26 protein-coding genes are annotated in these 24,115 nt (G+C 66.9%); 7 read left to right on the top strand and 19 right to left on the bottom strand.

The window, feature by feature from the left end; translation table 11 throughout:
- Positions 1 to 8 precede the first annotated feature (8 nt).
- The 4 genes from HDA40_RS27430 (at position 9) to HDA40_RS27415 (ending at position 4,654) form a co-directional block, all read left to right on the top strand.
- Positions 9 to 1,673 (top strand): recombinase family protein, encoded by a 1,665-nt coding sequence (locus HDA40_RS27430; RefSeq protein WP_253760686.1) that lies wholly within the window; start codon positions 9 to 11, stop codon positions 1,671 to 1,673.
- Positions 1,674 to 1,701: 28 nt separating this feature from the next.
- A complete protein-coding gene (locus HDA40_RS27425; protein WP_253760685.1) occupies positions 1,702 to 2,622 on the top strand; it encodes a hypothetical protein in 921 nt (306 codons plus the stop codon).
- 262 nt (positions 2,623 to 2,884) lie between these two features.
- The gene (locus HDA40_RS27420) at positions 2,885 to 3,724 is read left to right on the top strand and encodes a hypothetical protein (protein ID WP_253760684.1); all 840 of its coding nucleotides are present in this window, start codon (positions 2,885 to 2,887) and stop codon (positions 3,722 to 3,724) included.
- Between the two features lie 189 nt (positions 3,725 to 3,913).
- Positions 3,914 to 4,654: a hypothetical protein gene (locus tag HDA40_RS27415; RefSeq protein ID WP_253760683.1), complete on the top strand. Its 741-nt coding sequence runs from the start codon at positions 3,914 to 3,916 to the stop codon at positions 4,652 to 4,654.
- Between the two features lie 154 nt (positions 4,655 to 4,808).
- Here HDA40_RS27415 and HDA40_RS27410 read toward each other — a convergent pair whose 3' ends face one another.
- The 5 genes from HDA40_RS27410 to HDA40_RS27390 form a co-directional block, all read right to left on the bottom strand.
- Entirely contained in the window at positions 4,809 to 6,143 is a 1,335-nt protein-coding gene (locus tag HDA40_RS27410; RefSeq protein WP_253760682.1) for an AlbA family DNA-binding domain-containing protein, read from the bottom strand.
- A gap of 225 nt (positions 6,144 to 6,368) precedes the next feature.
- A complete protein-coding gene (locus tag HDA40_RS27405; protein ID WP_253760681.1) occupies positions 6,369 to 6,659 on the bottom strand; it encodes a hypothetical protein in 291 nt (96 codons plus the stop codon).
- A gap of 257 nt (positions 6,660 to 6,916) precedes the next feature.
- Positions 6,917 to 7,780, bottom strand: coding sequence for a replication-relaxation family protein (locus tag HDA40_RS27400; protein ID WP_253760680.1), 864 nt, complete (start codon positions 7,778 to 7,780; stop codon positions 6,917 to 6,919).
- A gap of 135 nt (positions 7,781 to 7,915) precedes the next feature.
- Positions 7,916 to 9,208 carry a type IV secretory system conjugative DNA transfer family protein gene (locus HDA40_RS27395; RefSeq protein ID WP_253760679.1) on the bottom strand — a complete coding sequence of 431 codons (1,293 nt, stop codon included), beginning with the start codon at positions 9,206 to 9,208 and terminating at the stop codon, positions 7,916 to 7,918.
- 178 nt (positions 9,209 to 9,386) lie between these two features.
- Positions 9,387 to 10,781 carry a hypothetical protein gene (locus HDA40_RS27390; protein WP_253760678.1) on the bottom strand — a complete coding sequence of 465 codons (1,395 nt, stop codon included), beginning with the start codon at positions 10,779 to 10,781 and terminating at the stop codon, positions 9,387 to 9,389.
- 534 nt (positions 10,782 to 11,315) lie between these two features.
- On the opposite strand from HDA40_RS27390, the gene HDA40_RS27385 reads away from it, so the two are divergent.
- On the top strand, positions 11,316 to 12,287 hold the full coding sequence (locus tag HDA40_RS27385; RefSeq protein ID WP_253760677.1) for a sigma-70 family RNA polymerase sigma factor: 972 nt from the start codon (positions 11,316 to 11,318) through the stop codon (positions 12,285 to 12,287).
- Between the two features lie 22 nt (positions 12,288 to 12,309).
- Here the strand turns inward: HDA40_RS27385 and HDA40_RS27380 are convergent, their stop codons facing one another.
- Positions 12,310 to 12,981, bottom strand: a complete 672-nt coding sequence (locus tag HDA40_RS27380) for a hypothetical protein (RefSeq protein WP_253760676.1) — start codon at positions 12,979 to 12,981, stop codon at positions 12,310 to 12,312.
- A gap of 395 nt (positions 12,982 to 13,376) precedes the next feature.
- Here HDA40_RS27380 and HDA40_RS27375 point away from each other — a divergent pair, with 395 nt between their 5' ends.
- The gene (locus tag HDA40_RS27375; protein ID WP_253760675.1) at positions 13,377 to 14,174 is read left to right on the top strand and encodes an AbiTii domain-containing protein; all 798 of its coding nucleotides are present in this window, start codon (positions 13,377 to 13,379) and stop codon (positions 14,172 to 14,174) included.
- A gap of 33 nt (positions 14,175 to 14,207) precedes the next feature.
- Here HDA40_RS27375 and HDA40_RS27370 read toward each other — a convergent pair whose 3' ends face one another.
- The 12 genes from HDA40_RS27370 to HDA40_RS27315 all read right to left on the bottom strand — a co-directional run bounded on the left by HDA40_RS27370 (position 14,208) and on the right by HDA40_RS27315 (position 21,374).
- The gene (locus tag HDA40_RS27370) at positions 14,208 to 14,534 is read right to left on the bottom strand and encodes a hypothetical protein (RefSeq protein WP_253760674.1); all 327 of its coding nucleotides are present in this window, start codon (positions 14,532 to 14,534) and stop codon (positions 14,208 to 14,210) included.
- A gap of 458 nt (positions 14,535 to 14,992) precedes the next feature.
- Complete coding sequence (locus HDA40_RS27365) at positions 14,993 to 15,400, bottom strand: hypothetical protein (protein ID WP_253760673.1); 408 nt, start codon at positions 15,398 to 15,400, stop codon at positions 14,993 to 14,995.
- Between the two features lie 73 nt (positions 15,401 to 15,473).
- Entirely contained in the window at positions 15,474 to 16,106 is a 633-nt protein-coding gene (locus tag HDA40_RS27360) for a helix-turn-helix domain-containing protein (protein WP_253760672.1), read from the bottom strand.
- A gap of 79 nt (positions 16,107 to 16,185) precedes the next feature.
- Positions 16,186 to 16,881, bottom strand: a complete 696-nt coding sequence (locus HDA40_RS27355) for a hypothetical protein (RefSeq protein WP_253760671.1) — start codon at positions 16,879 to 16,881, stop codon at positions 16,186 to 16,188.
- Complete coding sequence (locus HDA40_RS27350; RefSeq protein WP_253760670.1) at positions 16,874 to 17,320, bottom strand: hypothetical protein; 447 nt, start codon at positions 17,318 to 17,320, stop codon at positions 16,874 to 16,876. Before HDA40_RS27350 ends, HDA40_RS27355 begins: the two co-directional genes overlap by 8 nt.
- Positions 17,321 to 17,322: 2 nt before the next feature.
- Entirely contained in the window at positions 17,323 to 17,793 is a 471-nt protein-coding gene (locus HDA40_RS27345) for a helix-turn-helix domain-containing protein (RefSeq protein WP_253760669.1), read from the bottom strand.
- A gap of 143 nt (positions 17,794 to 17,936) precedes the next feature.
- Positions 17,937 to 19,088 carry a methyltransferase domain-containing protein gene (locus tag HDA40_RS27340; RefSeq protein ID WP_253760668.1) on the bottom strand — a complete coding sequence of 384 codons (1,152 nt, stop codon included), beginning with the start codon at positions 19,086 to 19,088 and terminating at the stop codon, positions 17,937 to 17,939.
- On the bottom strand, positions 19,085 to 20,071 hold the full coding sequence (tgmB, locus tag HDA40_RS27335) for an ATP-grasp ribosomal peptide maturase (protein WP_253760667.1): 987 nt from the start codon (positions 20,069 to 20,071) through the stop codon (positions 19,085 to 19,087). Before tgmB ends, HDA40_RS27340 begins: the two co-directional genes overlap by 4 nt.
- 18 nt (positions 20,072 to 20,089) lie before the next feature.
- Complete coding sequence (locus HDA40_RS27330; protein ID WP_253760666.1) at positions 20,090 to 20,359, bottom strand: hypothetical protein; 270 nt, start codon at positions 20,357 to 20,359, stop codon at positions 20,090 to 20,092.
- A 252-nt stretch (positions 20,360 to 20,611) separates the two neighbouring features.
- Positions 20,612 to 20,884, bottom strand: a complete 273-nt coding sequence (locus HDA40_RS27325) for a hypothetical protein (protein WP_253760665.1) — start codon at positions 20,882 to 20,884, stop codon at positions 20,612 to 20,614.
- Positions 20,881 to 21,180 (bottom strand): hypothetical protein, encoded by a 300-nt coding sequence (locus HDA40_RS27320; RefSeq protein WP_253760664.1) that lies wholly within the window; start codon positions 21,178 to 21,180, stop codon positions 20,881 to 20,883. The genes HDA40_RS27325 and HDA40_RS27320 overlap by 4 nt, the downstream gene beginning before the upstream one ends.
- The gene (locus HDA40_RS27315; protein WP_253760663.1) at positions 21,177 to 21,374 is read right to left on the bottom strand and encodes a hypothetical protein; all 198 of its coding nucleotides are present in this window, start codon (positions 21,372 to 21,374) and stop codon (positions 21,177 to 21,179) included. Before HDA40_RS27315 ends, HDA40_RS27320 begins: the two co-directional genes overlap by 4 nt.
- 523 nt (positions 21,375 to 21,897) lie before the next feature.
- Here HDA40_RS27315 and HDA40_RS27310 point away from each other — a divergent pair.
- Positions 21,898 to 23,553: an NsdA family TPR-like regulatory protein gene (locus tag HDA40_RS27310; protein WP_253760662.1), complete on the top strand. Its 1,656-nt coding sequence runs from the start codon at positions 21,898 to 21,900 to the stop codon at positions 23,551 to 23,553.
- Here the strand turns inward: HDA40_RS27310 and HDA40_RS27305 are convergent.
- Positions 23,496 to 24,062 (bottom strand): GNAT family N-acetyltransferase, encoded by a 567-nt coding sequence (locus HDA40_RS27305; protein WP_253760661.1) that lies wholly within the window; start codon positions 24,060 to 24,062, stop codon positions 23,496 to 23,498. The two genes, HDA40_RS27310 and HDA40_RS27305, sit on opposite strands and share 58 nt — an antisense overlap.
- Positions 24,063 to 24,115: the final 53 nt, after the last annotated feature.

Raw genomic sequence — 24,115 nt, 5'->3', positions numbered from 1 at the left:
ATACGGACATGGTACGACGTGCGACGCGGCGGCGGGTATGGGAATCCAAATCGGACCTCCTCGCTGGCGGGGATCTGGTTTCGGCGCTGACTTACGAGCGGGCCAGCCAGGACAAGAAGGAGCAGGGCAAGTCGGTCACGGATCAGCGCAAGCTGAACCTTGCCGAGGTGTCCCGGCACGGGTGGCGGCACGGGAAGTCGTTCTGGGACAACGACCGGTCGGCGTCGCGGCACGCGACCAAGGACCGACCCGAGTTCGAGAAGCTGATGGAGCGCATCCGCACCGGCACCGATGACGTGCTGGTGGTGTGGGAGATCTCCCGCAAGGAGCGGGACCTTGGCGTCTACGTGCAGATCCGGGATCTGTGCTACGAGGTGGGGCTGTACTTCTGGCTGGTGGGCGGGCAGTTGTTCGACCTGCGCGACCGCAACGACCGCATGTTCCTGGGGTTTCAGGCGGTGCAGGCGGAGTTCCAGTCCGACTACATCCGCGACAACGTCAAGCGCGGTATCGACGGCGCGGCGGCGGCCGGTCGCCCGCACGGCAAGCTCACCTACGGCTACGAGCGCATCCACGACTCGCGGACGAAGGCGTTCCTGCGCCAGCAGCCCGACGAGACGCCGCACACGGCGGTCGGCAAGGGCGGCACCTCGGAGACCTTCACGAAGGCCGGCATCGTGCGGGAGATCTTCGAGAAGATCGCCCAGGGCGTGCCGTTGATCCGGATCGAGAACGACTTGAACGACCGGGGTATCCCCGCCTCGCAGGGTGGCGTGTGGCGGCGCGGCATCGTGCGGAAGATCGCCTTGAACCCGGCGTACATCGGCAAGCGGGTGTTGCGCGGCGAAGTGGTCGGTGACGGGCTGTGGAAGGGTCTGGTGAGCGAGGAGCTGTACTGGTCGGTGCGCAACATGCTGGAGAACCCCGAGCGCACGACGTGGAAGCCCGCCCGTGCCCGCTATCTGCTGTCCTACATGGTCAAGTGCGGGGTTTGCGACGGGCCGCTGCAATGCACCAATGTCAACCGGCACGGCTGGACCGGGCAGGTGTACTCGTGCATGCTGCGCCGGTGCGCGGCGGTGAAGAAGGAGTACCTGGACGAGTTCGTCGAGAGGATCGTGGTGGCCTACTGCGCCCTGCCGCAGACGGCAGAGCAGTTGCACCGCAGGTTCGACGATCAGGGTGTGGCCGAAGCCCGCGCCGAGGCCGAGCGACTGCGCAACGAACTGGAGGACTGGCGCAGGCTGGCAGAGGAGGGCGACGTGACGGCGGTGTCGTTTGCCCGCGCCGAGAAAGGGCTGTCGAAGAAGATCGCCGCAGCCGAGGTCGAAGCGAAAGAGGCGGGCGTGCCGCCGGTGCTGCGCGGGATGATCGGCCCGCACGCCGAGCAGCACTGGTTGGAACTCGGCGATGACGTGGCCCGCAAGCGGGAGATCATCAACGAGGTCCTCGAATTGAAGCTGCTCCCGGTCGGGAAGGGCACGCGCACGTTCGGCCCGCATCGGGTGTGGCGGCGGTGGAAGCTGGCCGACGACGATGCGCAACTGCCGGAGCTGACCGAGCAGGCGGCGCAGCCGGTTGCGGCAGCGTTGCAGGCGGCCAAGCCGCGCCCAGCAGCGAAGTCGAAGGTGAACCGTCAAGCGGTGAGCCAGGACGAAACTCGGTCGACTTGAGTCGCACAGACTCATAACATCTTGGGTCATGCCGTACGAAACGACCTTGGACTCGGGCCAGGCCGCGCGCCTGGCCGAGATCGGGCGCCTGCTCATGTCGACGCGCGACCTCTTCTACCAGGTCTGGGACTCTGGCCTTCGCACACCTAGGCCCGGATCTTCGGCCTCGCAGGACTTCGAGGCCATCCAGCGCTGCCACGACGCGGACGAGCCCTGGCCGAGCGGGCTTCCGCATGAGCCCAGCAAGCTCGCCATCAATTGGGTCCAGCAGGCGGTTAACAACCTCGTCGGCCTCGGCATCCTGTTCCAGGCGGGCGAGTTCATGGAGTCACCGGTGACGCTCGCGCGGGCCGCGGTCGAGTTCATGACCCGCTCCACCTGGCTCCTCGACCCGAACGTCAGTCATCGCAGGCGCTGCGCGCGGCAGTGGCTCACGGAGCTGAACACTTTCGACATGAGGGTGGCGGCCGTCAAGTACCGGGTCGAGGACTGGGACTCCTCCGAACTGAGCAAGCAGACCAAGAAGCAGCGGAAGGAACTGATTAAGCAGTTGGGTAAATGGTTCCGGCTGGAGGACGCGCCGAAGGTGAAGCTCAACATCACGCTCGAAGGCGAGAGGTACCTGAACTTCACCGAGGTCGCCGCCCACTGGGCGACCGCATGCGGCATCGATCTCAACGGCGGCGCCATCTACGAATACCTCGCGTTGCAGGCCCACCCGCAGGGCATGAGCGCCAGCGTCGCGCAACTTGTCGATATCGGTGATGGTGCCGCCGCCCGGGTGTTCGAGTTCGAGGAGCTCGTTAAGATAGGCCGACTTGTGACGCAGATGTTCTACACAGCGCTGTTGAATATCGTGCAGTTCCACGGGCACGACGACGCCCCCGTTGAAAAGTGGACGGACGATGTGAACTCCGTCTTCCCCGGCGCCATCGCCGACCGGAGCTAACACCCGTCACCTGGGCGTGACAATCGTCGCGGGCCGGCGGCCCACACCGCGCTCGACGTCCAAGGCGTCGAGCCGACGATCGGTCGCCTGATCGAGGATGACATTGGCGCGTGTTTGGGTCGGAATGCCAACGCCAATGCCGCTAGGGTTCACCGGGTAGGCTCGGAGGTCGGCACGCCGACCAGTCTGCGACGGAACTGATCAGCCAATCCGAGACCTCTTCCCGGTTTCCGTCAGAAGGAAGCGTGCAGACGTGCCAGTCGTGAGTCAACGCAAAGCCTCCGATGAGGCAGAAGCTCTTGCGTTTACGTCCCTACAAAGGCTTGCGTTCGAGCTACTTCGTACCTCCGACTCCTGGCTCCAAGCTGGCATCCCGCTTGTCGATCCGGCCTGCGCCCTGGGACAGGATGATGCTCTCACTGCGCCATTCCGCGTCTCCTCCAAGGCCATCTACGCCACGGTCGCCGCCTGCGAGGCAACTCGCTCATGGTCGTACAAGTTCAGAGACCATGGACTCGGGGTGCACGTCGACTACATGTTGTTCCGGCCGATCATCGAGAATTTGCTGACCGCGATATGGATTCTCGGACCGGAAGATTCCACCGTACGCATTCAGCGGACGCTCGCTTCCTGGGAGTCGGAACTATCCGATGCGGCGAAATTCGGCAGGAATGTGAAGAAGTACTCCGGGAACCCGAACTACCCCGGCATTCACGAACACGATGCTGCGTGTGATCAACTTCGGGCAAGGCTTGCGCAGGTTACAGCAGCTACAGGGGTCGAGGTTGATCGCCGGCTCGCACTCACATCTATCGTGGCGGCTGCGGGTGAACACATTCCGCAGTTGGGGCAGTTGCGCGCCTATTGGGCCTGGTCCACAGCTAGCGGTATGACGCATGGGCAGTCCCTAGTAGGGATAAACATGGGCAACTTCGATGCAGACGACCGGGGAAGCGGTGACCTCGATGCTGAATTCGAGGCGAGTCCACGGGTGGTGCTGGATTACGTGGAGTCCGTCCAGCTGATGTTCAAGACGCTGGAGGAGCTATTTCATCGTCGTCTCGCCACAGCGGACGCGACATCCACTACCACCTCGGCTTGACCGGCACATCACCCTCCTGTCTGTGGTCTCTGGGCAACACGAACGAGTCTTCCACCGATGGGCTGGAAGCTGACCACGTTCGCAACAAGGCCCATAGTGGTCAGCTCCCCCAAGGGCGCCAGCGCGGGTCATGATCACCGACCGGACAAACCTGACGACGCGCTTACGACAATCGCGCACAATGGAAGCGTGGATTCTCTGCCTCGGCCGCAGTTGTTTGCCCTCATTGAGCAGATGAGCGCAACACAGCGCAATCTTACGCACGGCCTTCAGATGCTCGCCTCCTCTGAGTATCGCTCGCCTGATCTCGATGTCGTGCTTCAATCACTGGCACGTGGCAGCGAGACTCTGGTCAAGCTCACCCGCATCCTGGCGCACTTGCACGCCCACGGCACCCTCCCGCCCGAGCGCCGCGGTCACCGTGTTGACCTGTTCGAACCCGAGGTGCGCCGATCGGTATCCGAAGCAGCCGAGGACGTCATAGCCACCTGGGGATGGCTGCGGATGCTCGCTGAGTTCGTCGCCGCCGATCCAGTGATCGGAGAACTACTCGCAATTCTGGGGCGTTACGGCGAAGGCGAGCGCTACCATCATCTCGACCGCGCACACGGCAAGATCGCTCCGGAGCAACTCAATCCTGTGACGCCAGAGGACGAAGCGCGCGCCCGCGTCGCGCCAGAGCGTGCTTGGGACGAGCTAGTCGTTCGGACCGCCCTCGCGCTCGACCTGTCGCTGCTCGACGCGGACACGACGAGTAAGGTTCGCCGTCACCTTGTGCTCTCGTTCGGGTCCTGGTGGGAGTTCTACGCGGCGATCTGGGTGCGAGCCCTTGGCGATTTGGGTCGCCAGTGCGCCTCGTCGATCCGCCCTCCGATCGAGCTGCGGCCTTCCGCGGACAGCCTGAACGTGAGGCTCACGTTGCCCGCCTGATACGCATAGCCAGCTCAGTCGTCCGAACTTGACGCGGGATGGCATCCGGTTGGGACACCGCCCCGCGTGTTGGTCGTTGTTCGGCTGCATCTGTGAACGCAGATGCGAGGTCTGTGCAGCTCGCGCGGCCCGTGCGCCGAGGTCGTTGATGCCGTTAGTTGATCTCAGTAGCAACGGTTCCGACCCCGGACTCCGCTGCCCACGCTGAGATCATGCGCTGTTCGTCGCGACCCCAGTAAGGCAGTCGGATGTCTCCGCTCGGCGTTAGGAGCGGAGCTTCCGGCCTGCCGAATTCTTGAAACAGACCGCTCGCGAGCCGATAGGTTGCCGTTACGTGGCCAGCCTTGGCTTCACAAAGTTCGTCGATGTCCGCTAGAGCGTCGGCTTCCGGTTGGGCTGTTGCTACGTGGGTGCCGACCTGCTCGTTCTGATAGCTGAGGTTCGAGACGAGCGCCAAGCCAGGGCGCGGGCCACCGATGATCGTGGCGCGAAGATTCGCCATGCCCCCGGCGCTGGTCCGGTCACGTGCATGCAGCGCCAGGTGTCGCAACGCGGCGCCAATGTTCAGGACCAGTTGCTGGCTGTCGACCAGCGAAGGCGTATCTGACAGGTCACGCGCATGTGACTCGACTTCGGCGGCGTAGACGCCGTTTCCGTTGTGATGAAGTTCGCAGGCGGCACCCTGGTATGGCTTGCCTGGCTGCCACGATGAGACTCCGACGAGCCGCCGGTGGCGCACTGTGGCGCGGGTGAACCCGCGGACAACAGGGATACCAAACGCCAATGGCCTTCTTGTGAGGATGCTCTGCTCGAACGCACGGAACGTGGCCGTGTCGATCGAGAACGCGCCGGGGATGTCGGGCACGAGTGTCACGACGACGAACACTCTGCTGGGGTCGATGCTGGGCGCGAAGTCTTTCTCGATCTGTTTCGCGTGCCCGAGTCGGTCAGCCAGTCCGGCGAACCGTGCCCGATAGCCCTCCGCCACTTCGGTCTCCGAAAGATGAACGGTCCTGGTGCCGATTCGGCGCGGGTACAGCAACGACTTGTTCGGCATGACGAGGGCGTGCGGTGGGTCGGCGCTGGGCGCGACCCAAATGATCAGGAAGCCGGTTCCAGGTCTGTCGGGGTCTTCTACGGCTATGACCCCGAACTGGGGCTTTGGACGGACGACATCGAGTACGGTCTGCCAGATTCGGCTCTTCTCGCTATCGGCGATCGAAACACCCGTGTCCGTGTGGGCCCGGCCCTGCGAGTCCTCGTCCATGCCAAGGATCAGAACCCCACCGTTGGCGTTGGCGAGCGCCGCGACGTCGCTGCACATCGACTTGCGACCGCTGTCCTTCGTGTCGTACAGATCGCGCTTGAAGTCCAAGTCGGGAGCCTCGCCAACGTTGGGGATCAGCGCTTTGATCTGACCGTAGGTGAGGTTGTCATTGATCTGGCCGCCCAGGAGTTGTTCGAGCCTGGCATTCCTCAGTGCTGGCATCGGACGATCGTCACCCACGGTTGTCTGCAGGGCAAAGCAACTCGCGAAGCCGGCGAGGCCGGGTCTTTAGTCTCGTGGGAGCTTCCGCTGAAGCCCTCTGACATGCAACCGCGCTGGTTGGGCGTTGTTATTCGCCGCTTGCCCGGGTGAGGCGGCACGCCGCGACGTCGCCGCCTCGCGCGGTGCGCCGCCTCATACGGTGCGAGTTTGACACCGGACAGGCGGTCAATCTCTGGGTTCGAGGTTGCACCGGTCGGTGCCGAGCAGCCGGGCGAGTTTGGCGCGTTTGACCTCGCTCATGGGTGGTGCGGTGGCGACGAAGGCTTGAATGGCTTCCTCGATGGCGGGGTCGGTCAGGTAGCGCACGAGCGCGCCCACTGGTGCGGGCGCGCTCGTGGTGTCGTCGGTGTCGGGGTTGTCTCCGATGGTGTCGTGGTCGGCTCGCCGGGGCCGTGGGATGCGTGGTGTGGTTGCAGTACGGCGTTGAGGGGTGCCGCTCGGACTGCGTTCAGCCATAGGGCTCCTTGGTGTGTACTCGATGGATACGGTGAGTGCGCTGCGGCTTGGACATGGCTGGGTGTCCTTTCTGGAATGTGCTGGGCCACGAGCGGACCATAGGTCCGCCGCCGCTGTGACATGGGATGGTGTGTGGCGAGCCGCAGAGGCTTGCCGTGCTTCGCCTTCGCTGACCTGTCACGACCTGACACGGTCTAACAGGGCAGGTCAGGGGCGGTCTGACAGAACCTTGCAGGGCTTGACACGGGACCTGTCTGTCAGGTCGGGAGGTGGTCGGCGAGTTCGGCGAGCCGGACTCGCTGCCCACTGGTGGCGGGCTGCCAGATCGCGGCGGCCGGGTGGCCCTGGTTGCCGCCTGTGGTGGCCACGAGCAGCCGTCCGCCCGCGACGGCGGGGTGTTCGGCGAGCCGGGCGCGAAACGATGCCTCGGCGCGGGGGCCGGACATCCGGAACAGGACCGCGTCGCGGCGGCCGGAGGCGCGGGTGAACGCGTCGTAGCTGTCGAGTTTGGCCAGGATGCGGCGTGTGGACTCGGTGCCCTGGTCCTGCTCCAGCCAGAAGGTGATCCGCCGGCCGTGCTCGGTCCAGTCGCCGAAGCCGTCCGGGCGGACCAAGTCGCCGGTGATCGCCAAGGAGTCTTTGGCCGACCGCCAGGCGGTCAGGGCCGCGCCGGGAGTGGTGCGGGCGTGACCGATCAGCTCGACGAACAGACCGTTGACGGCGAGGCGGTGGTTGAGCTGCGGATTGACCGACAGTTTGTTGATCTTGTTTCGAACGGTGGTGAAGTGGGGCGGGTTCTGGTCGTCGCGGCTGGCGAGGTAGACCTCGCCGAGCAGGTCAAGGGTCCAGCGCCATTGCTCGCTGCCGGGCCGGATCGCGTTGCGGAACCGGGCCAGGATGCCTCGGGAGTTGAGCAGGACGAGGCGGTTGCGGGCGGTGTGCAGGTTGTCGAACGCGAGGGTGTTGATCTGTTCGGTTGTGAAGACGCGGTGCTGGCCAAGCAGGTCGATCAGCCACCGGTCGCGGGGCATGAGGCGACGCAGTTCGTCGGCGATGTTCGCCCCGCCGCGCGGGGCGGCCCGCAAGGCTCGGATCTGGTTGTAGATATCTGGGTAGGTCATCTCATATGTCTCTCTTTCGTGTGGCAGTCACAGACCAGCCGTGAGCTGCGCTGTCAGGCATGGCAGGGTCGGAGGTTCTGTCGGCGGCCCCAAACCAGACGAGGGTTGGAGTGAGGGTGCGATTGAGGGGCCAGGTCACCGGGTTCCTCCCGGCGGCAGGATCGGCCCGCTGTCAGCGGACCTGTCGGCGTCCAACAGATCCAGCTCATCAGGCTGTTGGGTGCGGCGGGCTCGTTGGACAGCCGGGCCGAGACGGCGGGCGTCGGCGAGCTTGCGCCGTTCGTCGAGCGGCAGTCCGCGGTTGCGGGCGGCGGCTCGTAGCAGCTCGGCGCGGCCGGGCCACACCGGCGGTGCGGGCCGGGCGCGGAGGGTGAACGGCTCGGCGTTGCGGCCCCGGATCACCAGGCGACAGACCATGCCGTAGGCGTCGCGGTGGATCAGGTCGTCGGCGGCGAAGTACGGCTTGACGTGGTGCACGAGCGCGTCGGCATCGGCCGGGGCGAGGGCGAAGTACACCTTCGACCTGGCATTGGCGTCGATCGCGTCACGGACCGGCTTGGACAACTGGCCGAGGTGCTGATGCGCGAGAAGCATCGACAGCCGCAGCGCCCTGGTTTCGGCGAGTGCGTCATCGAGCCCGATCGGCAGGTTGACGAACTGGTGGCATTCGTCCACGATCAGCGACGCGTCGAGCCGTTCGGCTTCGCGCACGGCGGCGCGGCGTCCGGCGGTGTGCAGTAACGCCGCCAGGAGCAGCGACCCGGTGAGCCGGACGGTGTCATCGCCCATGGCCTTGGGCAGCCGGACGAGCAGGATGCCGCCATTGAGGATCTCCTCCAGTCGGAAAGTGGAACGCGGTACGCCGAACAGTCCAGCGGCGAACCGCCGTGACAGCACCGCGCGGAGCTTGGACAGCAGCGGCCCGAGCTGTTGCGCGGCCAACGCGGGCGATTGGGAGTCCCACCAGGACCAGAAGGCGTGCAGGTCCACGCCCCAGCCGTCGTCGTCGCGGTCGTCAGCTCGCCGTAGAGCCGCCTGCCGCAGGCGCGGGTTCGCGAGGAGGGTCGGCAGGTCGGCCAGGCTCGCCCCCGGTAGCCGCATCAGCGTGAGCAGGGCGTGGCGGGCCAGGTCGTCGGTGCGTGGCCCCCATGTGCTCGCCCACACTTTGGCCATGACCCCGACGAGCTGATCGGCGGTGTCATACGGGTCCTCGGCGAGCTGGAGCAGGTTCAGCGCGGCCGGCGCCTGCGTCTCGTCCGGATCAATGAGCACCAGACGCTCGGCGGCTTCGGGTGGGAGCCGGTCGAGCAGATCCCTGGTGAGATCGCCTTTCGGGTCGAACACGGCCACGCCGCGCCCGGCCCGAACCTCGCTCATCGTGTAGTTGAGCAGCAGCGTGGATTTGCCGGTGCCGGTCGGCCCGAGCACGTGCAAATGGTGACGGGCATCAACGACGTGCAGGCCGACGAGCGCCCCCGAGGTGTCGGCGTCGCTGATACCGAGCGGTTTGGGACGCGTGCGGGACGGGTCGCCGAACGGGCGAAGAAGAAGGCGGGCCGGAGAATTCTCCGGCCCGCGCTCGCGTGTGTCTGTTGTGGATGGTTGGTCAGCGTTCATCGTGATGGTCTCCATGGGTTGTCAGGTAGGCGATCGGGTCGATCTCGTCCGGCTCGTCGTCGATGATGGCGAGCCCTTTGGGGGCGCTCCACCGGTGGCCGGTCCAGCCGGAGGTGTGCGCGGTCGGCCGCTCGGGATGAATCTCAGCGGCGTCAGTGGGGAACGGGCGGGTGAGCGCGGCGACGGGGAACCCGTGCCGGGCGGGGTCGGCCGGGAAGTGGAACAGCACCCCCAGCTCCGAGGCAGTCGCCAACAGCCAGTGACCTCGGTGGGCGTAGCGTTCGGTGACCAGCCACAGAGCCCGCCGTAGCCGCCGTGGGCGCAGTTTCGTGGCCACCGCGTACCCGTGGGCCACCGTGCGGGCTTCGGCCCGCGCGTACGCGCGTGCGGGCCGCACCGCGAGGGTGCGGATCGCGACGAGCAGATGTGGCCCGGCGGCGAGCTTGTCGGCCGCGCGGCGCATCTGCGCCCGCTGCAACGCGTCCGGCGGCCGGTATGCCTCGCCGCCGGCTGTGCGCCGCCTGGAGCCATAGCCGAGGTTCTGGAGCAGGTCAAGCGCCGTGCGGAGCAGCCACAGCAGCAGCTTGACCACCAGATCGGCAGCGTGGACTCCGATCGGCCGACGGGGCTTGGCCGGACGCCGGGCCGCCGAGGCGAGGGCGTTGATGCGCCGGTCGCCTGCTGGTCTGGCGAGGACTTGCAGCACGTTCGGCCCGCCGAGGTGACGAAGCGCGTCGAACACCGGCCGCAGCGGATCGGCATCACGGGCGTCGCGGCCCATGCTGGTCTCGTCGACCAGCGGGCCGAGGTCGGTGTGGGTTGGGATCAGGTGGTAACCGGCGGCGTGCCAGCCGTCACCACCAGTCGGCGGGGTGAACGGGCGCGTCGTCGCGCCCGGCCACGCCATGCGTACCTCCGTCGCGACGGCGGAGGTGGTGATCCAGGCGGGCACCCAGACGGTCAGGGCAAGGCGTCCGCCGTCGCCGTGGACCTCCATCGCGAGGGGCGGCTTGACTAGGTGCCAGCCGCCTTGTGCCCGCACCACCAAAGAGGACAACAGTTTCCACGCGGCGGCGGACTGGCCGATCGGGGTTTGCCGGGGCGGGACCACTTCGACCCAGGTACCGGCCGCGACCGCGCGCCGCCACAGCGCGCGGCGTGCCACGCATACCGCCGCCACGATCGCGACGGTCAGCACCACGGCGAAGACCAGCAGCGCCGCGTGGGCGTGCAGCCAACCGAGCACGCTGGCAAGCAGCCGGTGAGCCAGATCGCCGGGTTCCGGTGGTCGGCTCGTGCCCGGCTTCGGAGACGGAGCGGGCGAGGGCTTTCCGGCGGCCAGCCAGGCCGCCAGCAGGATCAGCGTCGTCGGAATCGTGACCACGTCCCTTCATCGGCGACAGTGGACTGAGCAGGGACAGACGTCGTAGGGGCTTTGGGCAGGGTGTGAACGGTCACGGGTGTGCTCCAGGTGAACGGCGTCCAGGCACACGGCCCGTGTGCGTGGACGAAGAAGAGAAACCGCCTGGCCAGACGGCACAGGCGGTGCGAGCCGGAAAGGCTCTCATAGTTCAAGAGGAATTGATCTTGGCTCGGAATCACAAGATCAACGAAATTCGTTCGCGGAAATTCGCTTCGTGCCGGTCGATAGGCTGACGATCTAGTCTTGCCTCTGGTGGTGACGACCGGCTGCCGGTGATCACCCGAGGGCACGAAGGCGCGAAGAAGGCAGTTCACGGGGCGAGACCGGGGATGACATCCCGGCACCGAGCCTCGTACGCTTGTTCGGTTCCCGGCGGAATCGCAGCACGCCGGAGCAGAACACGGTCACCGCCGACCGGCCATTTGTTGACGCCTACGTTGCCTCCGGTGTGCCTCCTCGACAACCCGCACGTGTTGCCGCTGGAAGGACACCCCTGTGCCGATCCGCCACGGGCCACCCGCCCGCCCCCGCCCGGACACGACCTGGGCCGCACAACGCCGGGACACCGACACCGGCACGCTCGACCCTGCGCCCACACCGGACGACGAGCACACCTGGCCGTTCTACCCCCTGGAGCAGATCGACTGGCTCTCGCGCCGCCTCGGCTGGCCCACCGTGCCGGACGCCGTCCTCGACCCGAGCGCGCCGCTGCCTGACCCCGCCGACGACCCCGGCGAAGGCGGGCTCAGCGTCCCGTACGTCATGGCGGTCATCGGCCCGAAGACCGCCCCGGCCGACCTCGTCGATCGGGTGTGGAGCTACGTCATCTCGGCCACCCGAGCCCACCGCGGACTGTGGAACCTCTACGCCCTCGGGCTGGCCCGCCGGGGCCTGCTCAAACAGGCCAACAAGCTCACCCCGGCCAAGCCGCCCACGGTCAAAGCCAGCGTGCAACACGTCCTCGCCGCCGAGATGGTCATCGAACTGCACCGCACCGAACCCGACCAGACCGGCCGGGACGTGTTCGGGTTCGACCTGGCCAAGCCGTACGTGTTCGCCCGGCTGCGTGATCACTGCGTCTACATGGTGACCACCCGGCGGTGGAACCGGCACAACCGCGACCGGCGCAACCTCGACCTGGCCACATTCGAGCTGCTGCACGAGATCCTGCCTGACGGCAACACCCACAGCCGCCGCCACGATGAGCCCGGCCGCGCCGACGCCTACTCGGTCCTCGCCCGGCTGGTCACCGAAACGGCACGGCAGCGCCCTGGGCAGCGCCTGGCCCAGGTCGACGCGAAGCTCATCGCCTTGACCCACATCGTCGGCTACTCGCTTGCCGAGGCCGCCGCCGTGCTGGGACTCACCGAACCGGCCGCGCGGATGCGCCAGCATCGGGCGATCAAGCTCGTCGCCGACCGGTTGGCCCATGAACGGGCCGACAACGTTGCGGCACAACATGACTAGCAGATAGGAGCGAACGACGGGGTTACTGGTCGCCGGAGCCGGTCGGGGTTTCGGCGAACCGGTCCCCGCCGACCGAGGTCCGCTGCAACTGCCACAGCACGTCCTGCACCATGGCGAGGAGCCGGGCCTGGACCTGCGGATCGGGGTCCTCATCCACGGCGAGAGCGACCTCGTCCCACTCGTCGCCGCACACGCGGATCGTGGTCTCGATCGTGTCGTGTTCGAACACCAGACTCCAGTCCGGCCCGTGCACGAGCACCACCACACCGGCCGCACCAGTCGCGTACACGCGGGTCTCGCCGAGGATCGTCGCGACTTGCTCGGTGACCGCCTCCGCCTGCGCGATGACCCGCAGGGCAAGAGGCGACGCGGCGACCGGCACGTATTCGCTGGACTCGCCGACGAAGTCCCCGCCGTGCCCGTAACGGGCAACGTCCGCCCCCGGGTAGGCGAACGTGTCGGCCAGCCGCTCGGCGAACCTGCGCCGCGCCCGTGCGTCCTCGCTCACCCCGGCAGGTGGTGTGGCGGCCTGCTGGCCGCGCCGCCACACCCGGAAGAACCCAAGCCCGCCGACGTACTCATGCCCAGCCGGGATCTGGCCCGCCGGGCCGTCCAGGGCCTTGGTCGCCGCCCGCATACGCGCAACCGCCGCCTCGATCGTCCAGGCGGGCACACGGTCGGCGTCAGAGCTCACCCCCACAGCTTGACACCCCACCGCCGCCTCAGGCGAGCCCAGCCACCCCTCCCAGCCCGCCCGACCACCGCCGAGACACCGCCTGTCAGGTCCGGAAGGTCCGCAGCTCGGCGCGCCGCCGGGGGCTCCGTTCGTCCTTACACCTGGGGACTCCGCAGGGGGCGTCGCCGAACAGCAACCCGCCCGGCGGGCCTGTCACGTGCCCCGCCTGCGTATCCGTCACCGCCGCACACCTGACAGCCAAGATCACCCCAGGCCGACTCCCTACCGGGATTCACTCTCCACAGGGGGATGCGACATGACTGCGTCGCGGGCCGCCTCCGCCTGGGCGGCGAGTTCGGCGGCGCGGCGAGCCCGGCTCTGGTCTCGTCGGACGGTCCGCGCAGAATGGACGCGTGACCAAGGAGCCGGATCTTCTTGCCGAGATCACGCGGGGTGCCGCTGACGATCGCGTCCCGATGGCGTCGCTGCTTCGCAAATGCATCGCGCTCGGTGGTGCCACTGGCAGCGCCGAGCTGCGGGACTGGGCCAGCGACGAGGCCACAGGATATCGGGACGAAACCAAGCTCCCCGAGTATCGGATCGTCCACGCGCCCATCCTCATCGATGGTCAGACGGCGTGGCACAAGATCGAAGGTCAGCAGATCAGCAGTTGGCAGCTTCCGGAATTCGCTCGCGACCACATCACCAACGAGGTGCCGCTTGCGCGTGGTGTGGGCGAGCTCGAAGCTTTACTGCGCAACGCCGATCGCAACGGCGAAACGTTCGTGCGCCTCCAGCCGCCCGGGGCCGCCGATCTGGTGACGTATATGAACCACCAGCAAGGCGGCGGGATTGAGCGCATCTACTGGAGCGTGAGTACCGCCCAGATCGCGGGCACGCTCGACCTGATACGCACCACCCTCGTCCGGTTAGCCAGCGAGATGCGCTCGACGCGGCCGGCGGGCACTACCGTTCCCTCCAAGGAGGCAGCCGCCGAAGCCGTCAGCGTCGTCCTGCACGGCGGCAAGCGAAACATCGTCAACATCAACACCGCGCAAGCCACGGACGGCGGCAATGCCACCGTCACCGTCACACCGCCCGCAGAATCCAAAGAATCCGGATGGTCCAAGGCTGCGACCATCTGGACCGTGATCGGTGTCGTGGTGGCCGTGGTAACTGGGTACTTCACTTACCGTCAATGGCGCGGCTGAACCGGCGCACAATCGATCGAACGACCTCGATGATCAGTCGTCGAGCCCGATGAGCCGCTTGCGTAGCCGGGTGAGCGCGCCGAGAGCCGACCGGGCGTCTCCCTCGCTGTCGATGATCTCTTCCAGCGTGCCGAGGAGCTGTCGTACTTCGTAGCCGTACAGGACCACGGACCGGACCTGCGGGACGGTGACGTCTGCCTCGAACGCCTCCAAGCCTAGGTCTTCGCCGTGGTGATCGGCACGGATCTGCTTCACCACATCGTCCGGTGAAACGTCGCTGTCTCGAACAAGGTCCACGAAGTCGAAAAGGTCGCCGTAGGTCAAGTTCTCGTTGATGTCGACTCGGGCACGAAGCGTCATGCAGCGATTCTGCCACGCTCATTCCGTAGGCCCGACCTCCTGACGGGGCGGCGCACGGACTGTCAGGTTTCTCGCCGATGCGTTCGGGCTCTCGGTTCACCCTCAGCCGGGTACTCGCTTCGCGAAGCAGCGAGACGAGGACCCGCACGAGCCGCCGACCTGCCGCCTGTCAGGTGGGCGACCTGCCCATATGCGACCTGACAGGCGGCGCAAGACGAGATCAACCTATCCAGACTCCCTGCGGGTTTCATCTCTCCACGGGGGGACGGCGTGTAGCCAACCGCCACGACAGGCGGCATCGCCTCCGCCCGTCGTGGCGGCACGCGGCCGTGTCGCAGCGGTCACCGGTGTGCGTGCGGGCCGAAGGCGCAGCCGCACCACGAAGGCCGCCACGATCCAGACCACGACGACGACCGTGAACCAGAACCGCAAGCGTTCCGAGCGCTACGCCAGGGCCATCACGCGGCCTTGCGCCCGGCCGGCGACGGTTCGGCCGAGGCGGGGCTTTCGGGCCGGTCGATGTAGAGGCCAAGGTCGGCGTTGGTGGCGTTGAAGTATGTCCGCAGTGCCGCCCGGTAGTTCTCGTTGGGCCAGCGGACCTCGCCGCGTTCCAGCGCGCCGACGTAGTTGGCGCTCATGCCCGCCCACCGGGGGGCGTGACCGGCCGTGGCGTACATCGCGTCAAGGATCTCGTTGCACGCGTCGGCCAACTCCTGACGCGACAGGACCCGCCCGGAGCCCGAAGGTGAGCGTCGCGCCCGCCGAGCCGATCGCAGCCGATCGTTGGCGGGCCGCGCCGGTCGTGACGACAACGTCACCTCCACGGCCGGGGCGTGCAGGTGTACATGGCGTGGTGCGATCAGCATGTCCGAAGGTTCCGTCTCGGCGGGTAGTAGGGGCGAAGTCGTTGCGGTGCAGGCGAACCGGGCTTCATGAGGGTCAGTTCGTGGCGGGCGGTGGCGGCTGGCCGGGTCCGGCAAGTAGCAGGCGGAAGCGGGCGCGCCCACCGAGGGCGATTCGTTCGAGGAGTTCGTCGAGCTGGAGCTGTTCCTCCAGGCGCGGAAGCGGGCCGCGTGGGCTTTCCCAGCCCAGCACCACTTCCACATCGGTCTGCATCGCGGACGCCCAGTCGTAGAACCCCATTCGCAGTGCCAGCCGCAGCGCCCGGACCTCTCGTTGCGTCCAGTGCGCCACCGCGACGAAGCACAGGCAGTCACGGGGGTTCAGGCAGCCGAGGGCGATCTCGTGGGCGGCGACGCTCGCGGACCGGTTGAGGTCGGCGATGCGTTTGAGTTCGGCGACGTGCGGCCAGGCCGCCGCCAGCCTCCCGCCGGTGGTCAGCAGGTGATCGGCGGTGCGCCAGAAGTCGATCGTCAGAAGGCTCTGGCCGGTCTCCGCCCGGCGGATCGTGGACACGCTCTTGCGCATCCGCTGCGCCAGTTGCTGGCGAGAAAGGTCTGCCGCGGTGCGATACACCGCAAGGCTTGCCCCCAGCGCCTCGCACGCCCGCAGGAAGGTGGTGAAGCTGTCGTGGGCTTTTTGGTCCGGCGTGGCCAGCACTTCGGCGGACACCAGACCCTCCGGCTCCGGCGAGCCGGCGACTGGCGGAGCGGTGTGCTGGGCGGCGGTGTGTTCTGAGGTCACCGTGTGGTCACTCCACGATTCGACGGATGCCGTCCGGACCGGTCACGATCCGGCTGGCGGGGATCTTGCGTCGCCAGCCGAAGCGACCGGGCGGGTGCGCGGGGTCGACGTCTCGACGGTCGAGCCAGCGTTGGGCGAGGCTGATCGCCGAGACGATCCCGAAGCCGGTGAACACGGCGGGCATCGCCTTCGTCAGCAGGAAGCGCGCGACGTCAGGAAGTCCGAGCACAGCCGTGCCGAGTCCGAGGATCGCGACCACAGCCAGACCAAGCCCGAGGATGGCGGCCCCATGTTTGGTCCAGCGGCGCAGCGTCGGCTCGTCGTGGCGTGACTGCACCGCCTGAAAGTCGTCGATGATCTGATCTCGCTGTTCGGCGGGCGTGTCCCACGGCAGCCGGGGCGCGTCAGCGGGAATGCCGGAGCGGCAGGTCCAGATCCCGGTCCGGCACCCTGGGCACCACATCGACGCGAATCCCATCAAGTTCTCGCCGCCGGTGTAGACCAACCGCAACCCGAGACTGCGGCAGCCAGGACACCGCAACGCAGGCTGGTCGACCGTGCGCGGGTCGGCAGCGGCGTACGCGGCCAGCCAGCCGTCCCACAGCCGGTCGCTGCGGATGATCCCGCCCGACATTCGCACACCGCGCATGCGCCACCAGCGGACCACAGCCGTACGCAGGCGGAGCGAAGTCGGCTCACGCATCGATGGCCTCCGCGACAACACGTCCGGCCTGCTCGGCGCTGGTGCTCGGACGCAGCCAGACCGTCAAGGCGCGCCGCTCGTCCATCGTCGGCACCAGCGTCGACCCGTGGCCGGTGCCCGCACCCGTCGCAGGCTCGGCGACATCGGCCGCAGGGGCGTCAGCACCACGGACGATGTAGAAACCCAGCTCGGCATCGGCGGCCGCGCCCAGAACAGCCCGCAACCCGTCACGGTAGGCGCGCTGTGGCCAGCGATACTCGCCACGCTCGTATTTTCCCACGTGACTGGCGTCCATCGCCGCATAGCGGATGCCTTGCGCGACCAGTTCGACGTTGACCAAATCCGCCAGTTCCTGACGCGACAACGGCCGCCCGGACCCTGACGGTGACTGCATCCCCAGCCGCGCCGCCCGCAGCAGAGTATTGGGCTTGCGCTGCACAGTCACCGCCCCCCTCGCGACACCGCGACGCGGTCGGTCTGTGCGCCCATGGCACCGGCCGACGACAACGCACCGTCGATCAGGTCCAGCACATCGAGGCTCGGAACACTCGGCTCAACCGTGCGGACCATAGTGATCGTGGCCAGCAGCCGACGAAGCTGCATGATCTCGCCGACGTCGAGGCCGGACTGCTGACGCAGACGGCGATGCTCATCGCGTTCGGCCACGGCGAACGCGTACAGACGCATGAGCGCTCCGCCCGCGTCGAGAACGGTGTCACTGCGCGTCGCAAGATTGAGGCTCGGGAACCGCTGCGCGGCCTCAACTTTGGCCACCATGTTGGCGGTGACGAAGACTTTGCCGGCCAGCGCCGCTTGAGAAAGACCGGCCTCGGTTCGGCGGTGACGAAGCTCAGCGCCGAAGAAATGCTGCGCCGAAAGGTTCGGCGCCAATTGCCGAAGATGTGCAGCCATGAAGGGAAATCCTTATGAGATAACGGATTGAGCCCGGCGGGCGTGCGTCATCACGCGCCGAGGCCAGGTCCTCAGTGCGGCAGGTGACGCTGATTCGGGTCGGTGAACGCCCGCCGGGGGCTAATGGCGGCGGACGCCGCTGATCAGGCGGCTTCCTCCCGATTGGTATGGGTGAGCACGATGGCGTACTCGTGGTCGAGCCAGATGTGGCACCGGCCATCGGTGTAGGCAGTCATGCCGAAGCGACGTACGCCCGGTAGCTTCCACTCGTACCAGCGTTGCCATAGCTCGGCGATCTGCGGCCAGAGGGCGCGTGGTCCGCCGAAGGCGACGCCGGTGCGTTCGTCGCCATGCTTGGCCTCGAACTGAACCCAGGAGTAGTCATCCTCGCTGTGCAGGAACACGCCCGGTCGCCCATCGGGCAACTGTTTGCCCACCGGCCCCAAGCTGGGCATGGCCAGTTGGAGCAGGAAGAGGAAATCCCGTTCGTCGAATGCGTCGGCCGGGATCTCGCTGCTGTCGCGCTGCGGGTTCGTGAAGTCGAAGGTTGCTGAGGGCGCGTCTCCGAGCCGAAGCGGGTTGTCGGCGCGAGCGCGCAGCCACATGAAGTGGCCGGGTGTGTCGCGGAACCTTCCCCGCACGGAGGTGTCGGTGTTCTTGTCGGCGACCAGCAGCGCGGAGGCCAGCTCGCCTCGGATGTCGGTGACGATTCTTCCGCCGTGTACGAGCTGCGAGATCCACGCAGGCGGGATCGTAGCGACGGCGGCGGTAGCGATGATGCGCGAGTATGGTGCTCGGTCGGCGACTCCGGCAGCTCCGTCGCCAGCGGTGAGGAAGGGTCGGTGGCCGAGGTCTGCGAGGCGGGCTCGGGCCGTCTCGACGAGGGTGGGGTCGATGTCGATGCTGATGACGTTGGTATCGCCGAGCCGGTAGGACAGCAGGGCGGCGTTGTAGCCGGTTCCGGTGCCGATTTCCAGCACCTTTTCCCCCTCGGTGACGTCGAGGAGGCTCAGCATCTGGGCCATAAGGCTGGGTCGGGTTGAAGAACTGGTCGGCCAGGAGTAGTCCGCGCCGCGCGGGTCGGGGGCAAGCTGCGTGACAAGAGATTCATCAGCGTAGACAGCCTTGAGCCCTTCGGGGCTGTCTGCCGCTACCTTGGTGTCGCCGTCGTAGAAGTACGGGACGAACACATGCCGCGGAGTGTGGAGGAACGCTTCGCGCCAGCCTGGCGCGAGCACGCCTGTCCCGGTCAGTGTCTCGGCGAGCTCTTCGGCGTATGGCTGCCAGGCCGTCATTGGCCGGTTCCCTTCATCAGCAGTTGCGCTAGGGCCGCCGCGATCGGCGCGCCGGTCTGGTGTTCGAGCCACAGCCACTGACCCGCTGGGTTGCACTCCAGCATGACCCAATGCTCGGCCGGGGTGATGGCGAAGTCGAACGCGCCGTAGGCCAGCCCGAGCCGGTGCAGGAACCGTCGCACGCCACGGCGCACAGGAAGGGGCACCTCAACGCGTTGGTAGGTCAGCGAGTCGTAGTCCGAGCGCCAGTCGACGCGCCCGGCGTCCGACGACGAGCGGATAGCCACGCCGAGGACTTCGTCTCCAGCGACCGTGACGCGCGCCTCGTACGCCTTGTCGACATACTCCTGGACGAGGTGCGCTGTCGCCGCGAACGCGGCTTCGTCGACCGTGCTCGGGTCAATGATCGTGGTGTACTGCTTGCTCATCTGCTGGCCGTCCTCGGTGAAGACCAGCGACGACAGCGGCTTGCATACGATCGGCCCGCCGACGCTCTTGGCGAAGTCGGCGACGTCGCTGTGTGTGTTGCTCAGCAGCGAGCGTGGCACCGCCAGCCCGCAATGGGCGCCGAGGTGCAGTTGCAGCGGCTTGTACTCGGCGACGGCGGTCTTGATCGGGTCGTTGACCCACAACGCGTCCAGCGATGCTAGAAGCCCACCGAGGCCGTGACGGGCTTCGACGGCCGCGAACACTTCATCGGCTGGCGACATCCCGGCAGGCAGCCGGAAGCGCGTTGGCCGCCGGTAGTACACCGAGCGGACCCGCTCCAGATCGAGCGTGGTGCCGGCCTGGTGGACCAGAGAGCCGTTCCAGCCGCCGTCCGCTGCGGTGGTCGCGGTCAACCGCAGCTCCATCGGGAAGTCACCCGTGTCGAGCCGCATGACTCGCACCGGTTCCTGCATAGCGTCGATCGCGGCCACCACGGCATCGGTGGTCGGATCGTCCTCGCAGGTCAGAGCCAAAATGATGTCCTTGCTGTTCACGGCCGTCTCACCCCGTGCCTAACTGTCGGAGCCGGTGTCGGGAAGTGTGTCGGGGTAGACCTTGCCGTCGTCGGACCGCTGGGTTGCTTGCTTGGTCGCGGGCGACGTGGAGTCCGTGCTGTGCTTGCCCGCCTGCGGCATCGGCACCGCGAGGCTGGCTCCGAACGGCCGCAGCTCACCGGGGGTGTGCTGCATGGGGTAGGCCACACCGCCGGGCTCGCCCATCGGCAGCAGCGCCGAGGGTGCGAACAGCGGAGCGATCACCCGGGGCGGGGTGCTCGTCGTCATCCAGGGTTTCCTTTCCGGCCGCAAACGCGGCCTACTGCTCGGGCTGCTCGTCGCTGGTGGTTTCGGGCTGCTCGCCGCTGTTGTCCGACTGCTCGTCGGCGGTGGTCTGCTCGTCGGGCTCCGTCACGATGGATCACCTCCCCTCAGCTGAGGTCGTGCGGTGTTGGGTGGCCCGCGCGGTACGCAGCTCCGCGCGGGCCACCAGGCCGGATATCCGGCGGTCAGCCGGAGTGACCGGAATCCTGTAGGTGTTCATGCCGCCGAGCCGAACGCGTCGAATGGGCTGGAGTCGGCGGCTGAGAAGTCGCCCCGCACGCCGATCAGCGTCATCGGGCGGCGGCGTGGAAGCTGACGGCCGTGAGTGAACAACACGACGTGTCCGGCGGTGCGGTTGGCGCACGGTTCCAACTGCCCGCAGCCAAGGCACCGCCCACCAGCGTCCGAGCGCAGGTGCTCGGCGATCACCTGCCGGGCGTCGTCCGGACCGCGCATCACCGCGACGGTCGCCGTCGCATCGCCGCTCACGGCCGATCCTGCGCAGGCTCGGCGGGCTTCCACTGGGCGGTGATCTGCTCGACCGTGGCACGGCCCTCGGCTGTCAGAGCTACGGTCAAACCGCGCTGGTGCGGAACCGTGTCCAGCAACCGGTCATCGAGCATCAGGTACAGCGTCGCGCGGACAGCCTCCACCGACACGTCCGGCAACAGTGCTGCCAGGCCGCTAATGGTCCAGATGCGCTTCGACTCGGCCAGCAACGCCGCGTAGATGCGCGCACGCGAGTGGCTATGCACAGACAGCACTGGCGAGAGCAACGGCTTCACAGCGCATCACCCTCCGACCTTGGGCTGATGACCTTCAATGCCCATCGCGCTTGCTCACACGGAAACCACGCGAACACCGCTCGGTTTTCCAGGCATCCCGCGCACAGGTCATCGCCGTTGGGCCGGTGCACCATCAGCACCCGGCGGGCCGAGTCGTCCTCGGTGGCAAATGGGCTCGTCTCGGTCACGACCATGGTCCGGTCCTCTCATCGAGGGCGGCGATCTGTTCCGCCGTCCACCCCGCGTCTGTGAGCACGTCGAACGCCCATCCGTAAGCGGCGCAAGGGAATGGCAGGTTGTCATTGAGGCAGCGGTGCCCGTGTGGCCACGAGATCGAGCAATGCACCCGAACGAGCTTCTGGGCGCGTCGCACGTCGGCGTCGACCAAGGTCGGCTGCCGTTCGGCGAGTTGTTGCACGTCTTCCCCCTTCCGGCGTCGATGGGGCACCCAGCCAGACGGCGCGCAGGTCTCGGCTGGCCGGGGCGCTCCATCGGTTCATCCACGGCACATCTCACTGTGTGTAGTTGCGCGGCGGTGATTCCGTGAGATCAGCTTGGGTGAATAGGCTGTGCTGGCCAACCTTGCGACGGGGGGACCTTTCGCGGCGAATCTTCCCTGTCAAACGGGGAAGACATGCACACCCCACATGGGCGGTAATGTCTATAACCGACCACGACGGGTCACGACGCCCGGCCGGTGGCCACCGGGAGGTGGGAATGACCAGCGCGCGCAGCACCAAACAGGAACAGGTTCGCCTGTCGGCAGAACTGCGTGAGCAGGGCAAGACATGGGTCGAGATCGCCGAGGTCTTCAGGCAGCGCTACAGCGTCAACCCTCGCGTCGCATTCAGGCTGGTACGTGGGTGGAGCCAGCGGCAGGCCGCCGAGGAGTGGACTTCGCGGTGGCCGGACGATCCGAAGAACCTCAAGAAGTTTTCATACTGGGAGGTCTGGCCCGGCGAATCCGGCCACGAGCCGTCCCTCGCCGTGCTCACCCGACTGGCGCGCCTCTACGAGTGCGACGTCGCCGACCTCATCGCAGACCTGCCCAAATATCGAAGCCTGGACCCGGCTTCACCGCGAACTGACCGCTCCACCGCTGCCCCACGCACCGGGGCAGAGTTGGAGCGGTCACCCCTTGAGTCCCGCATCGTCGACCTGATGCCCCAGCACGCCGACACCCTTGGCGTGCTGCAACCATTGCTCCTGCCCGAGGGCGCGACCGCGTTCCAATGGGCGCTGGCGGAGGTCGATCTCAGTGAATTGGCACAAGTGATTGTCATGTGGGCACAACGCCTTGACCCCTACTTCGACCGGCGTACCTTCCTGGCGAAGATCGCATCCGGTTTCGCGCTCGCGTCAGCGGCACCCCTATTCGACGCTGCCGATCGCAGCGAGCAGCAGCGAGCCCTGGAGAAACTGAACAACGACAGGTTCGACCCTGCCGCCCTGGTCCACTGTGAGCACATGATCGGCCAGCTTCGCCGCCAAGGCGACGTGCTCGGCGGTCAAATCACTCTGCAAAGCGCACTGGCCTACCGCAACATCGCCCAGCGACTCGCCCGAAACGCACCGGCAGAGTTTCGCAACCGGACACTGTCGGTCTACGCCGAATTCAGCCAGCTCGCGGGATGGCTGTGCTTTAACATCGGCGACCACCAATCAGCTCTGCACTACTACGAGGACGCGCGTACCGTCGCTCACGACGCCAAGAACGTCGAGTTGGTGACCTACATCCTGTGCACCATGAGTCATCTGGCGACCTGGCAGGGCAAGCCACGAGTCGGCATCGACCACGCCGTAGCCGCCTCCGTCTGGGCGCAACGCGCTAACAGCCCATACGCCCGAGCGTACGCAGCCGATGTCGCCGTGCGCGCCTACGTCGCCGACCAGCAGGCCGACATGAGCCGAGTGAACCTCGACCTGGAATACGAAGCCCTTCAAGAGGCCAGGAAGGCACCAACGCCGGCGTCATGGTGGTACTTCTACGACGAGGCTTTCTACTGGCGAACCGAGACCGAACTAGCCCTTGCCACCAACCGGCCCGACGAGGCATTGGACACGGTCAAGCGGTCGCTACAGACCTCCGATCCAGCCAACGTGCACAACTGGTCGTTCCGACTTCTCTTCCAAGCCCAGGCAAGGATGATGCAAGAGGAGATCGCCGAGGCCGCACGAACCATTGCCGACGTCGCCCGCATGACCACCATCAACCCGTCCAAGCGCATCGACGAGCGCATCAGCGAGCTGCGGGCCAGCCTCAAACCCTGGCAGCGGTCGAAGCCGGTCCGCGAACTCGATCAGGCACTCGTCACCTATCGCGGCAAGTTCTGGACCGGCAATGGCAACACGAACCTGATGTACTCGGGGTAGTACGAGCCGGGGCGACCGGGGACGGTGCCTATCTTGATCCAGCCCCAACCCTCGTACAACGCATGAGTCGCCGTGGCGGCCGGATTCGAAGCCAACGTTGCACGTTCCTCGGACCGGCCGCCGAGGAACGCGTCATGCAGTGCCCGCCCGACACCACGCCCCTGCCAGGCACGGCGGACCTCGATCTCAGCCAGCACCACCGTGCGATCACCGGTCTCGGTCGTAAACCCAGATGGCGGCTCCGGCTTGAGGCCCTTCCACCACTCCCGCTCCGGGCGCAGGCTGTAGCCGAACACGAAGCCAACGATCTGTTGCCCATTGCGAGCAACCACGATCTCGTAATTGCGCGCATCCAGCGCAGAGGTCGCGCGGTCACGAAACGCCGACGACTTCACGCCGGAATCCTCACCGGCCACTTCACCATATGCGTCGGCGTAGGCGTCGCAGATCTCGTCGAGCATGGCGGGAACGTCGTCCGCACCAAGGCGGGTCAGGGTTACGTCATCCACGTCTCGCAGCATAGAAGCCAACGAGATCATCGTCACCCGCAAGCTTAGGCATC

The organism is Hamadaea flava (assembly GCF_024172085.1).
Taxonomy (GTDB): Bacteria; Actinomycetota; Actinomycetes; order Mycobacteriales; family Micromonosporaceae; genus Hamadaea; species Hamadaea flava.
The sequence above is the reverse complement of the archived record's forward strand: the minus strand, read 5'-3'. Positions and strand labels throughout refer to the sequence as shown.